At 73.6% G+C, this 12,870-nt stretch carries 8 protein-coding genes and 1 pseudogene; 4 read left to right on the forward strand and 5 right to left on the reverse strand.

Going from position 1 to position 12,870, the window contains the following annotated elements; genetic code table 11:
* Positions 1-242: 242 nt before the first annotated feature.
* Positions 243-740 (forward strand): annotated as a pseudogene (locus ACZ4VL_RS29090) (GNAT family N-acetyltransferase); the annotation flags it as partial.
* On the opposite strand, the gene ACZ4VL_RS29095 reads toward ACZ4VL_RS29090, so the two are convergent.
* On the reverse strand, positions 691-1,701 hold the full coding sequence (locus ACZ4VL_RS29095; RefSeq protein WP_468205618.1) for an EamA family transporter: 1,011 nt from the start codon (positions 1,699-1,701) through the stop codon (positions 691-693). The pseudogene ACZ4VL_RS29090 and the gene ACZ4VL_RS29095 sit on opposite strands and share 50 nt — an antisense overlap.
* An 82-nt stretch (positions 1,702-1,783) precedes the next feature.
* Here ACZ4VL_RS29095 and ACZ4VL_RS29100 point away from each other — a divergent pair, with 82 nt between their 5' ends.
* Entirely contained in the window at positions 1,784-2,788 is a 1,005-nt protein-coding gene (locus tag ACZ4VL_RS29100) for a LysR family transcriptional regulator (protein ID WP_468205620.1), read from the forward strand.
* Between the two features lie 10 nt (positions 2,789-2,798).
* Positions 2,799-4,685: a glycoside hydrolase family 3 protein gene (locus tag ACZ4VL_RS29105; RefSeq protein WP_468205622.1), complete on the forward strand. Its 1,887-nt coding sequence runs from the start codon at positions 2,799-2,801 to the stop codon at positions 4,683-4,685.
* Positions 4,686-4,720: 35 nt separating this feature from the next.
* Here ACZ4VL_RS29105 and ACZ4VL_RS29110 read toward each other — a convergent pair whose 3' ends face one another.
* From ACZ4VL_RS29110 to ACZ4VL_RS29120, 3 genes are all read right to left on the reverse strand, one after another.
* The gene (locus tag ACZ4VL_RS29110; RefSeq protein ID WP_468205624.1) at positions 4,721-6,187 is read right to left on the reverse strand and encodes an aminopeptidase; all 1,467 of its coding nucleotides are present in this window, start codon (positions 6,185-6,187) and stop codon (positions 4,721-4,723) included.
* An 85-nt stretch (positions 6,188-6,272) separates the two neighbouring features.
* Entirely contained in the window at positions 6,273-6,536 is a 264-nt protein-coding gene (locus ACZ4VL_RS29115; RefSeq protein ID WP_468205626.1) for a hypothetical protein, read from the reverse strand.
* 262 nt (positions 6,537-6,798) lie between these two features.
* The gene (locus tag ACZ4VL_RS29120; protein WP_468205688.1) at positions 6,799-10,653 is read right to left on the reverse strand and encodes an ABC transporter ATP-binding protein; all 3,855 of its coding nucleotides are present in this window, start codon (positions 10,651-10,653) and stop codon (positions 6,799-6,801) included.
* Between the two features lie 396 nt (positions 10,654-11,049).
* Between ACZ4VL_RS29120 and ACZ4VL_RS29125 the strand changes: the two genes are divergently transcribed.
* A complete protein-coding gene (locus ACZ4VL_RS29125) occupies positions 11,050-12,003 on the forward strand; it encodes a hypothetical protein (protein WP_468205629.1) in 954 nt (317 codons plus the stop codon).
* Here the strand turns inward: ACZ4VL_RS29125 and ACZ4VL_RS29130 are convergent.
* Positions 11,993-12,700: a hypothetical protein gene (locus ACZ4VL_RS29130; RefSeq protein WP_468205632.1), complete on the reverse strand. Its 708-nt coding sequence runs from the start codon at positions 12,698-12,700 to the stop codon at positions 11,993-11,995. The two genes, ACZ4VL_RS29125 and ACZ4VL_RS29130, sit on opposite strands and share 11 nt — an antisense overlap.
* Between the last annotated feature and the right edge of the window lie 170 nt (positions 12,701-12,870).

Here is a 12,870-nt window from a genome sequence, read left to right on the forward strand (position 1 = left end):
TCACGGTTACCCCTCCCTCGTCGGACTTCCCGATCCCCCCAGATCCCTCCCCGGAAGCACCGACGCACCGTACGACCCGCCTGTGCGCCCGGGGGTTGCACCCGGAATCGGAACTTTACGTTTCCATTACCTCGGAGGGGTTCCGGGTACCTGCGCAATGCCTGCAAGCCACCGCGAACCAGGCGTTTCGGCCGGGCTCCCGCACGCTATCCTCGGTCGCCATGGACACCTCCGGCGGACAGGTGAGGCTGCGGGATCCGGAACCCGGCGAGCTGGGCTGGATCGTGCAGCGGCACGGCGCGCTCTATGCCGCCGAGTACGGCTGGAACACGGACTTCGAGGCACTGGTGGCCCGTATCGTCGCCGACTTCGCCGAGGACCACGACCCGCATCTGGAACGGGTCTGGATCGCCGAGCTGGACGGCAGGCCGGTCGGCTCGGTGATGTGCGTCCGCGAGGACGGATCGCCCGGCACGGCCCGGCTGCGCCTGCTGCTGGTGGACCCGGAGGGCCGCGGGCACGGCATCGGGACCCTCCTGGTCGACACGGTCGTCGCGTTCGCCCGCTCGGCCGGCTACCGCGAGCTCGTGCTGTGGACCAACGACGTGCTGGCCGCGGCCCGGGCCCTCTACCAGCGCGCCGGGTTCACCCTGGTCGCCGAGCGGCCGCACCGCTCGTACGGCGTCGCCCTCACGGGGCAGGACTGGCGGCTGCCCCTGCAGGAGGACTCCCCGCACTGACGGCGGAACTGACGGCGGACGACGTCCCCGCCGGCGCCCGGACCCCGCCGGGCGCGGACAGGTCCGTCCCCGCCGCACCCGCCCCCGCCGCACCCGTCCGCGGCTGCCGCGTCGGGGCCAGCGAGGTCAGCGCGACGCCGCCGACCAGCAGCACCGCCGCCACCCAGCGCGGCCCGGACACGCTCTCGCCCAGCACCAGTGCCGCCGAGGACATCCCGAACACCGGCACGAGCAGCGAGAACGGGGCGACGGCCGAGGCCGGGTAGCGCCGCAGCAGGTACCCCCAGGCGCCGAAGCCGAACACGGTCGAGATCCAGGCGACGTACGCGATGACGCCCACCCCGGACCAGTCCAGGGCCCGCAGCGCGGCCAGGTCCCGCTCGGGTCCCTCCAGCAGCAGGGACAGCCCGAGCAGCGGCAGCACGGGCACCGTGCACACCCAGACCATGAAGTTCAGCGCGTCGGGCGGGGCCGCCTTGCGGGTGAGCACGTTGGACACGCCCCAGCAGGCGGCGGCCGCGACGACCAGGGTGAAGCCGAGCACCGGCCCGGAGGTGCCCCCGTCGACGGCGGCCACGGAGATCCCGGCGAGCGCGACGCCCATGCCGGCCAGCCGGACCGGCCCGGGCCGCTCCCGCAGCACCACGGCGGCGAGGACGGCGGTGAACACGGCCTGCACCTGGAGGACGAGGGAGGACAGCCCGGCCGGCATCCCGGCGGCCATCCCCGTGAAGAGCAGGCCGAACTTGGCGATGCCGAGGGCGGCCCCGACGCCGAGGACCCACTTCCACGCGACCTTGGGCGGCCCGACGAAGAACACCGCGGGCAGCGCGGCGGCGAGGAAGCGCAGGGCGGACAGCAGCAGGGGCGGGAAGTGGCCGAGCCCGATCTGGATGACGACGAAGTTGACGCCCCAGACGGCGGCGACGAGTGCGGCGAGAGCCGTGTGAACTGGACGCATGCTCCGAGCATCGGTGCCGCAACCATGTAGCACCAGCGCGGATCCCTTCCGGGATGGATGAAGCATTGCTTACGGTTGGGCCATGCTCGACCTCTCCCGGCTGCGCGCCCTGCACGCCGTCTCCGTCCACGGCTCGGTCGCGGGCGCGGCGGCCGCCCTCGGGTACACCCCCTCGGCCGTCTCCCAGCAGATCGCCAAGCTGGAACGCGAGACCCGCACCACCCTGCTGGAGCGGCGCGGGCGCGGGGTCGCCCTGACCGAGGAGGCCTGGCACCTGGCCCGTACCGCCCGCGAGCTTCTGATGATCGTGGAGCAGGCCGAGACCACCCTGGAGGAGCGCCGCGGCCGGCCGAGCGGACTGCTGACCGTGGCCGCGTTCGCCTCGGCGGCGCGCGGCCTGCTGCCCGGTGTGCTGGCCGACCTGGCGCGCCGTCATCCCGCCCTGGACGTACGCCTCACGGAGGTGGACCCCCACCTGTCGGTGGACCTCGTGGCCCGGGGGGTGAGCGACCTGGCGGTGGCGCACGACTGGGACATCGCCCCGCTGCCGGCCCCCGAGGGCGTCGACCAGGCCGTGATCGGCGACGACCCGTGCGATCTGGTGGTACCCGAGGGGCACCCGTTCACCACCCGTGGAGTGATCCGCAGGTCGGACCTCGGCGGCCAGCGGTGGGTGTGCCAGCCGCCCGGCCGGGTCTGCCACGACTGGCTGGTACGGACGCTGCGCACGGCCGGCTTCGAACCCGACGTCGCCCATGTGGCCGAGGAGAACCACACGATCGTCGCCCTGGTCGCGGCCGGGCTCGGCGTGGCCGTCGTACCCCGGCTCGGCACCGGCGCGCTGCCGCCCGGGGCGGTGGCGGTGCCGCTCGAACCGGGCCCCGTACGCAGGCTGTACGCCCTGTGGCGGACGGGGGCGGCCCGCCGGCCGGCGATCACCGAGGCCGTACGCACCCTGCAGGAGCACTGGGCCCGGGCGGAGGCCCGCCCGGGGGCCCGTCCGGGGGACCGTCCGGAGGCCCGCCCGGAGGCCCGTCCGGGGGACCCCGGCCGTGTCCTCGACGGCGGGAGCCCGCCCCCGCAGTAGGGTCCGGCGCGTGCCGAACCACGCCTCCCGCCGGTCCCTGCTCACCGCGGCCGCCGTGGCCGCAGCCGCAGCCGCCGGGGCCGTCTCGTACGCCCTGGGCAGCTCCGCAGACCCCACCGCCGCCTCCGGTCCCCCCGCCCCCTCGGGCTCCCCGGGCCGATCCGGGGGTACCCGCCGCGGGGACGGTCGCCCCGGCGACCGGTCCCCCGGTCCGGCCCCCGACCGGGCCGAACTGCGCCGCGTGGTGGCCGGGATGAGCCTGACCGAGCAGGTCGGGCAGCTCTTCGTGTCCCGGGTCTTCGGGCATTCCGCGACCGAACCGGAGCCGGCCGACGCCGAGAAGAACCGGAAGAACTTCGGGGTGCGCACCGCCGCCGAGCTGATCTCCCGCTACCACCTCGGCGGGATCGTCCTGTTCTCCTGGGCCGGCAACACGCGGGCGCCGCAGCAGATCGCCGACCTCTCGGCCGGGCTCCAGCAGGCGGCCTCGGCCACGGGGGCCGGGATCCCGCTGATGCTCTCCATCGACCAGGAGCACGGCGCGGTGGCCCGGATCGGCAAGCCCGCGACGCTGCTGCCCGGGGCGATGGCCCTGGGCGCGCGCGGCGGAAAGGCGTCGGCCACCGCCGAGGCCCGCCGTGCGGCGCGCATCGCGGGGGCCGAGCTGGCCGCGATGGGCATCCGACAGGACTACGCGCCGGTGGCCGACGTGAACGTGAACCCGGCCAACCCGGTGATCGGCGTCCGGTCCTTCGGCTCCGACCCGAAGGCGGTGGCCGCGCTGGTCGCCGCCCAGGTGCGCGGCTACCAGGGCGCGGGGGTGTCCGCGACGGCCAAGCACTTCCCCGGCCACGGCGACACCGAGACCGACAGCCACATCGGGCTGCCGGTGATGACGCACAGCCGGGCCCGCTGGGAGGAGCTGGACGAGCCGCCGTTCCGGGCGGCGGTGGAGGCGGGCGTGGACGCCGTGATGACGGCGCACATCGTCTTCCCCGCGCTCGATCCCTCGGGGGACCCGGCGACCCTCTCGCGGCCGATCGTCACGGGCATCCTGCGCGAACGCCTCGGCTTCCGCGGGGTGGTGGTCACCGACGCCCTCGACATGGCCGGTGTCCGCCAGAAGTACGGCGACGACCGGGTGCCGGTGCTGGCCCTGAAGGCGGGCTGCGACCAGCTGCTGAACCCGCCGGACCTGGGCCTCGCGTTCCGCAGCGTGGTCGCCGCGGTGGAGTCCGGCGAGCTGACGCAGACCCGGATCGCCGAGTCGGTGCTGCGGATCCTGGAACTCAAGGCGCGCCGGGGCCTGTTCGACCGGCCGCAGACCACGGCGGGGCGGATGGACGGGGCCGTGGGCACCACGACGCACCTGGCCGCCGCCGACGAGATCGCGGCGGGTACGACGACCCTGCTGGCCAATCCGGTGAAGCTGCTGCCGCTGGACCCGTCGGCTGCGCCCGCGCTGCTGGTCACCGGGACCGACCCGGCCTCCGCCAGCGGTACGACGGGTCCCCCGACGGCGGTACTGGCCCGGGAGCTGACCGCCCTGGGCTGCCGGGCGACGGCGGTGCCGCCCGAGCGGGCGGTGGCCGCGGCCGAGGGCAACGCGGCGGTGCTGGTGTGCACGTACAACGTGCCGGAGGGGGACAGTCCGCAGCGCACGCTGGTGGCGGACCTGGTGGCGACCGGGGTGCCGGTGGTCACCGTGGCGATCCGCAACCCCTACGACCCGGCCCGGCTGCCGGAGTGCGCGGCCGAGCTGGCGACGTACACCTGGTCCGACGTGGAGATGCGGGCGGCGGCCCGGGTGGTCACCGGTAAGGCGCGGCCGGTGGGCCGGCTGCCGGTCCCGGTGCCGGACCGCTACCCGCTGGGCCACGGGCTGGCGTACGGCTGATCCCGTACGCCGGCCCGCGGCGCGGGGGACCGGGGTTACGGCCGCAGCTGCGGCTCGCGCTCCAGGTCCTTCTGGTCGAGCTGGGCGTCGGGCTTCGCCAGCGGCGCCGCCCGGCCCGCGTCGAGGGCCGCGGCGGGCGGGGCGACCCCGGCCCACTGCAGGATCCGCTGCGTGGCCAGCGCCTTCTCGCCCTCCTGGAGCTTGGCGACGTTGGCCCCGTGGTTGGCGCCGGGCGCGATCATCACGTAGCTGTCGTGGGTCCCGTAGCCGAGGTGGAACGGTTCTGCGCCCCACGGGTCGTTCTGCCCGTAGACGAAGAGCATCTGGTGGGCGTTGTTCTTCACCCAGTTGTCCACGTCCGCCATGACCCCCGGCTGGAAGGTCATCGGGATGTCGCGCGGCACGAAGTTGCGCGGCGGCTGGTAGCCGTACCGGGTCAGGCCCTTGAGGTGCGGCTGCTTGATGTCCGGCGAGCCGAGCTGCGTGCCGGCCTGGTAGTAGTACGGCGTGTACGTCTCCAGGCCCTGGTCGGCGTAGGCCGAGAAGCCGGAGATCGCGTCGATCGAGTCCCAGATCTCCTGGTCGCCGGCGGCCTTGGCGTCCGCGGGGATGGTGCCGCAGTCGGACAGCAGGCTGTACTGCCAGAACGCCCACACGTAGTCGAGGACGACGGCCTCGTAGGCCTTGTCGAGGCTGCCGACGGTGTTGAAGGTCCAGCCGTTCTCGGCGGCGGCGGCCGCGTACTTGGCCTCCAGCGGCTCGCGGCGCACGAGCGCCTCGCGCTGGACGGCGTTCAGCTTGTCGCGGCACTCCTTGGTGCCGACCTTGGCGAAGAACCGGTCGTAGGCCGAGTCCTCCTTGTTGACGACGTCGTTGGGCGCGACGTACGCGACGACGCCGTCCATGTCGCGCGGGTAGAAGCGCTCGTAGTACGTCGCGGTCATGCCGCCCTTGCTGCCGCCGGTGGCGAGCCAGTTCTTCGGGTAGAGCTTCTTCAACGCGGTGAAGATGCGGTGCTGGTCGCTGGCGGCCTGCCAGATGTCCAGCTTCGACCAGTCCGCCGGGTCGGGGCGGGACGGGTTGAAGAACCGGTACTCCATCGACACCTGGTTGCCGTCGACGATCGTCGTCGGCTCGGCCCGGCGCGGGTTGGTGTTGACGTTGTAGCCCGAGGTGTAGAACACCGTGGGCCGGGAGACGTCCTTGTGCAGCAGGGTGATGCGCTGCTTGAAGGTGCCCTTCCACGGCTGCCGGTGGTCGATCGGCTGCTCGTAGTTCAGTACGAAGAAGCGGTACCCGGGGTACGGCTTCTCCTCGATCAGGCTCATGCCCGGAATCGCGAGGATCTGGTCCTTGATGTCCGTGGTGGCGGCCTGTGCGGCGATGGCCGGCGCTGCGGCGGCCGGCTCTGCGGCGGTGGCCGCCTGAGCCGTGAAGCCGGCCGTGCCCATGGTGCCGATCAGCACGGCGAGCGGCAGCAGCCGGCCAAGCGTCTTGCGCATTCACCCTCCCCTTGAGTTCACTGCGGTCGCACGTGAACCTAGCGGGGTCAACACGCAGCTGACCAGACCCAGTTGGGACGCACGTTCAGCACAGGATCCAGCCGGACTCGACGGACCCGACCCCGACGCTCCCCCTTACATACACACAGCGGTTGATCGCACCCACGGTGACAGGTCCGGCATATCGGGTGAATTGCCCGAGATCCCGGACCGGAACCCCGCCGCGCGGCTGGATGCTCACCGCCATCGGCCGGCGCTTGCCCGGGTCCCGGGCGAGGACCACGGCGCAGGCCTGGGTGCGGCTCTTGAAGATCCGCACCTCCCCCGCGGCGAACGGCAGCGTCTTCACGAGCTGCCCCTCACAGCCGCCCCCGGCGGCCCGGGCCGGCGGCGCCCCCAACAGTCCCCCCAGGCAGAGCGCGAGCACCGCCGTCGACACCCCCGCGCGGACGGCCCCCCGGCCGCCCCGCTTTCCTCCGCGTACCACAGTGCCCCCCGGTCAATTGGGCGTACTTATGTGCGTCATACGTACGTCCGTACGACGCGCAGACCCCCCGGAAGGTTGCACCCTGCAAGATCCGGGGGGCCTGGGGTGGGAATGCCGAAACGCCTCAGGCCGCGGCGTGCTCGTCCTCGCCGACGAACGTCCGCCACAGCACGGCGTACCGGCCGTCGCGGGCCAGGAGCTCGGCGTGGGTGCCGTCCTCCACCACCCGGCCGCGGTCCATGACCACGACCCGGTCGGCGCGCGCGGCCGTGGTCAGCCGGTGCGCCACCACCAGGGTGGTGCGCTTGCCGGCGAGCCGGTCCGTGGCCTGGTTGACCTGCGCCTCGGTGGCCAGGTCGAGGGCGGCCGTGGCCTCGTCGAGCAGCAGCACGTCCGGGTCGACGAGTTCCGCACGGGCCAGGGCGATCAGCTGGCGCTGCCCGGCCGAGAGGTTGCGGCCGCGTTCGGCGACGGTGTGCAGGTAGCCGCCGTCGAGCGTGGCGATCATGTCGTGGGCGCCGACCGCGCGGGCGGCCGCCTCGACCTCCGCGTCGCTCGCGTCGGGCCGCCCGTACGCGATCGCGTCGCGCACCGTCCCGGCGAAGAGGTACGGCTCCTGCGGGACCACCCCGAGCCGACGGCGGAACGCCGTCAGGTCGAAGTCGCGCAGATCGGTGCCGTCGGCGGTGACCCGGCCGCCGGTCGGGTCGTAGAACCGGGCGACCAGCTTCACCAGCGTGGACTTGCCCGCCCCGGTCTCGCCGACGAACGCGACGGTCTGGCCCGCCGGTATCCGCAGGCTGATTCCGGCCAGGGCCTCGCTGCCCTTCTCGCCGTGCTCCTCGGCGGTCCCGTACGCGAAGTGCACGTCCTCGAAGGCGATCTCGCCGCGCAGCTCCCGCACCCCGCGCGGGTCGGCGGGCAGCGGGGTGGTGGTCGGCTCCCGCAGCAGTTGCTGGATCCGGCCGAGGGAGACGGTCGCCTGCTGGTACCCGTCGAAGACCTGCGAGAGCTGCTGGACGGGGGCGAAGAACAGGTCGATGTACAGCAGGTACGCCACCAGCGCGCCGGTGGTGAGCGTGCCCGCCTCGACCCGGCCCGCACCGACGACCAGGACGGCCGCCGCCGCGGCCGAGGACAGCAGCTGCACGAACGGGAAGTAGACGGATATCAGCCACTGGCCGCGCACCCGCGCCTCGCGGTACGCGTCGCTGCGCTCCGCGAAGCGAACGGCGCCGGAGCCCTGGCGGCGGAAGGCCTGGACGATGCGGAGCCCGGAGACGGACTCCTGGAGGTCCGCGTTGACCAGGCTGACCCGGTCGCGGGCGAGCTCGTACGCGGCGACCGACTTGCGGCGGAACACGATGGTGCCGACGACCAGCACCGGCAGGGTGGCGAAGACGATCAGCGCGAGCTCGACGTCGAGGACGAGCAGGGCGACGAGGATGCCGAGGAAGGTGAAGACGGAGACGACGGCGGTGACGAGGCCGGTCTGCAGGAACGACGACAGCGAGTCCACGTCGGTGGTCATCCGGGTCATGATCTTGCCGGTCAGCTCGCGCTCGTAGTAGTCGAGGCCGAGGCGCTGGAGCTGGGCGAAGATCTTGACGCGGAGGGCGTACAGCACGCGCTCGCCGGTGCGGCCCGTCATGCGGGTCTCGGCGAACTGGGCCGCCCACTGGCCGAGGACCACCGCGAGGGCGAGCAGGGACGCCGCCCAGACGGCCCCGAGCGCGGCCTGCTCGACGCCCTTGTCGATGCCGTGCCGGATCAGGACGGGCAGCAGCAGCCCGGCGCCCGCGTCGACGGCGACCAGGCCGAGGCTGACGGCGAGCGGCGCCCAGAAGCCGCGCAGCAGGCGGCGCAGGTTGTAGCTGTCCTCGGCGGCCGCGGCGCGCGTCTCGTCGACGTCCGGCTCGTCGTCGGCGGGCGGCAGGGCCGCCACCTTGGCGAGGAGCTCGGGGGTGGCCGGCATGCCGGCGACGGCCCCGGCCATGGAGTGCGGGGGGCCCGCGGCGGGGGCGGGGGGCGCGGAGGGCGCCCCGGGCGCGGAGGTGGCCCCGGAGGAAGCGGTTCCGGAGGAGGTGGTTCCGGAGGAGGCGGCCGCCCTGGTGTCGTTGCCCTCGCGGCGCCACAGCTCGGGGGTCACCCCGTCGACGACCCGCCGCTTGGCGTTGACCGGCTCGGCGTCGATCTCGGCCTCGACCTCGATGTCCTGCTCGAAGTCCCGCTCGAACTCGTCCATGGTGGCCGCCGGGGCCTCGGGCGTGCGCGGCGAGGCGGCGCCGAGCGCGTCCGCGTCGGTCAGGAGCCGCCGGTACAGCGCGGAGCGGTGCTCCAGCTCCTCGTGCGTACCGATGTCGGCGAGCCGGCCGCGGTCGAGTACGGCGATCCGGTCGGCCAGCGCGAGCGTGGAGCGGCGGTGGGCGATGAGGAGGGTGGTGCGGCCCGCCATGACGGCGCGCAGCGCCTCGTGGATCTCGTGCTCGACGCGGGCGTCGACGGCCGAGGTGGCGTCGTCGAGGAGCAGCAGCCGGGGGTCGGTGAGGATGGCGCGGGCGAGCGCGACGCGCTGGCGCTGGCCGCCCGACAGGGTCAGGCCCTGCTCGCCGACCTTGGTGTCGTACCCGGCGGGCAGGCGCTCGATGAAGGCCTCGGCCTGGGCGGCGCGGGCGGCGGCCCGGACCTGGTCCTCGGTGGCCTCCGGGTGGCCGAAGGCGATGTTGGCGCGGATGGTGTCGGAGAAGAGGAACGAATCTTCCGGTACGAGGCCGATCGCGGCGCGCAGCGAGTCGTACGTGAGCTCGCGGACGTCGTGGCCGCCGACGCGGACGGTGCCGCCGTCGGCGTCGTAGAAGCGGGGCAGGAGGAGCGAGACGGTGGACTTGCCGGAGCCGGAGGCGCCGACGACGGCGACGGTCTCGCCGGCGGCGACGGTGAGGGAGAAGCCGTCGAGGACGGGCCGCTCGGGGTCGTAGCCGAAGACGACGTCGTCGAACTCGACGGTGGCGGGGGCGTCGGCGGGCAGCTCCCGGGTGCCGTCCTGGATGGTGGGCTCGGTGTCGATCAGCTCGAACACCCGCTCCACGCCGGCCCGGGCCTGCTGGCCGACGGTGAGGACCATGGCGAGCATGCGGACGGGGCCGACGAGCTGGGCGAGGTAGGTGGAGAAGGCGACGAAGGTGCCGAGGGTGACCTGCCCGTTGGTGGCCAGCCAGCCGCCGAGGGCCAGCATGGCGACCTGGGCGAGGGCGGGCACCGCCTGGAGGGCGGGGGTGTAGCGGGAGTTCAGGCGTATGCTCCGCAGCCGCCCGGCGAACAGCCCGCGGCCGGCGTCGCGCAGCTTGGCGGTCTCCTGGTCCTCCTGGCCGAAGCCCTTGACGACGCGGACGCCGGTCACGGCCCCGTCGACGACCGAGGCGACGGCCGCGGCCTGGCCCTGGGCCCACCAGGTGGCGGGGAACAGTTTCTTGCGGCTGCGGTCCGCGATGAGCCAGAGGGCGGGCGCCATCAGCAGTGCGACGAGCGTCAGCAGCGGCGAGAGCCACAGCATGACGGCCAGGGATATGCCGAAGAGCAGGAAGTTGCCGACGGTCATCGGCAGCATGAAGAGCAGGCCCTGGATCAGCTGGAGGTCGCTCGTGGCCCGGCCGACGACCTGGCCGGTGGACAGCTCGTCCTGGCGGCGGCCGTCGAGGCGGGCGATGGTGCCGTACATGTCGGTGCGCAGGTCGTGCTGCACGTCGAGGGCGAGGCGCCCGCCGTAGTAGCGGCGTACGTACGTGAACGCGTAGACGAGGACCGCGGCGCCGATGAGCAGCCCCGCCCAGGGGGCCATCGGCCTGGTCTGATCCCCGATGACGTCGTCGATGATGACCTTCGTGACGAGCGGGACGAAGGCCATGACGGCCATGCCGCCGAGCGATGAGCCGAGTGCCAGCAGCACGTTGGCCTTGTAGCGCCAGGTGTAGGCGGCCAGCCGCCTGGCCCAGCCCTGCCGCGCTGGCCCGCCGTGCTCTCCCGGCCCCTCGCCGGCCGTCTGTGCCGTCCTTGCCGCTGTCTGCGCCGCCGCCACGTTCTGCCTCCCCGTCCGTCCGTCGCTGCCGCCTCCCCCAACGCCCCGACCGGCGGATTTCATCCCGCCGCAACATCTTGAGGGTGCGGATATGTCACCTCGGCCGCACGCGGGGCGGGGCCGATGGGGGGACGGGGGCGCGGGAGGCGGCGGGGGCGGCCGGTGGCGGGGCGCGGGCGGCTGGCGGCGGGTGGCGGCCGCGGGCGGCTGGCGGCTGGCGGCTGGCGGTGGCGGGGCGGCGGTTCAGCCGGGCGGCGCGGCCCGCGTGCAGGCCGGGTCGCCCCCGCGGAGACTGGGCGCATGCCCGAGCCGCAGGAGCAGCCGCCGGGACCGGAGCCGGCCCGGGGGTCGCCGGTGCCGCCTTCGGCTTCGGCCTCGGGTTCGGCATCATTCCTGGAGAAGGCCGCGTACGTCACGGCGCCGGCGACCGTCGTGCTCGGTCTCCTCTACTACTTCGGCAGCACGTACACCGAGGCGTACTACGCATACTTCGGAATCCCTGCGAGCGATCTGCAGCTCTCCGTCCAGGCATACGTGGTCAAGAGCCCGGAAGCGGTCTTCTTCCCCCTGTGGCTACTGCTGATCTGCGGACTGGTCGTGCTGCTGGTGCTGGGCTCGGTGGGCCGGGCCCTGGCCCTGCCGGGCAGGGAGGCGGTGCGCCGCTGGGTGACTGGATTCCTGCTCGCCGTCGGCCTGCTGCTCGTGCTGGCGGGGTTCCCGGCCTTCTTCATGGAGGAGCGGCTGCCGCGCCTCCCAGGCGGATGGGTGGGCAATCTGCTGCCCTGCCTGGTCGTGGCGCTGGGTGCCACTCTGGCGTTCTTCGCCGTCCAGATGCATCTCGGTCGGGACCGGGGCGACGAGTTCGACGGAGGGGCCCGCACGGGCGACCGGTTGTGGCTCGTGGGCGGTGCCCTGCTCATCGGGCTGCTCGCCATGAGCCTGTTCTTCGCCATGGCCCGGTACGCGGCCCAAGCAGGTTCGGCCGATGCCGGCCGTCTCGCGGCCGAGGACTACGTGACCAGCCCCAGAGTGGTGGTCCACTCGAAGGTCCGCTTCCCTCACCACCTCGACGCCATCGTCGTCGAAGACAGGGGCGCCGGCGGCGCGCCGTACCGCTACCAGTACCGCGGCTTCCGGCTCCTCACGAAGTCGCCGTCCCGTTACTACCTCGTCTCCTACGCCGTGTCCGATGGGGCACCGGTCGTCCTGGCACTGCCCGACGACGACACCGTTCGGGTGGAGATCAGTCCGTGACCTCGGGGGACGTGTCGACGGGGGGCGTGACCACGGTGGACGTGCCCTCCGTGGACGTGCCCTCCGTGGACGTGGACGTGCCTCCGGTGGACGTGTCCCCTGTGGGCGTGGTCTCAGTGGGCGTGGTCTCAGTGGGCGTGTCCTCAGTGGGCGTGTCCTCGACCGTCAGGTTCGGGCTCGGGGGTTCTTCGGAGTCGCCGCGGGTGGGCGCGGCGCCGACCGCCCTCCCGGTGATCCCGACGGTGATGACCTCGCCGTCGGTGGTCTCGGCGGTGAGCTGCCCGCTGTAGCCGCCCGGCGCGGCGGCGACGTGTTGGAGCGTGACCGTGCACTTCCCCCCGGGCGGCAGCTCGACGCCGGAGCAGTGGTCCTGCTTGATCGTGGCGTCCCCGTTGTCGGTGGTCGCCGACAACGTGCGGACGGTCTTGGGTTCGCGTTCGGGGTTGGAAATGGCGAGGTCCCGGGTCGCAGGCTTGCCCACGGGCGCGGCAGGTACGTTGATCGGCCTGGAGTGGGCGGCGCTCTTCCCCAGGAACACGGTGTTCTCCGGTTCGGGGACGGCGGGCTGCTCCGTGCCCGAAGGCGGCGCCGGGGGAGGCTGCTGCCCGGGGCCGGCGCCGCCCTGGCAGGCGGCGAGGAGCACGGCCAGGGCGGTCGCGGCGGCCGCCGCGGCAAGGCTTCGGGGAAGTGCGGGCATCACGGCGTCGGCGCCTCCGCTCCCGGGTCGACACGGACCGGCACACCGCTCAAGCTCCCACAACGCCGGTCGGCGGCCCGCGACGTCGCCCCCGTGACACAGCGTCATCATCCGAAGGGACGCGTGAGCGGGCGGCCGCACGGTCACCCGGCGTCGAACTCGTACTCCAG

The organism is Streptomyces sp. NPDC029014, from assembly GCF_055564695.1.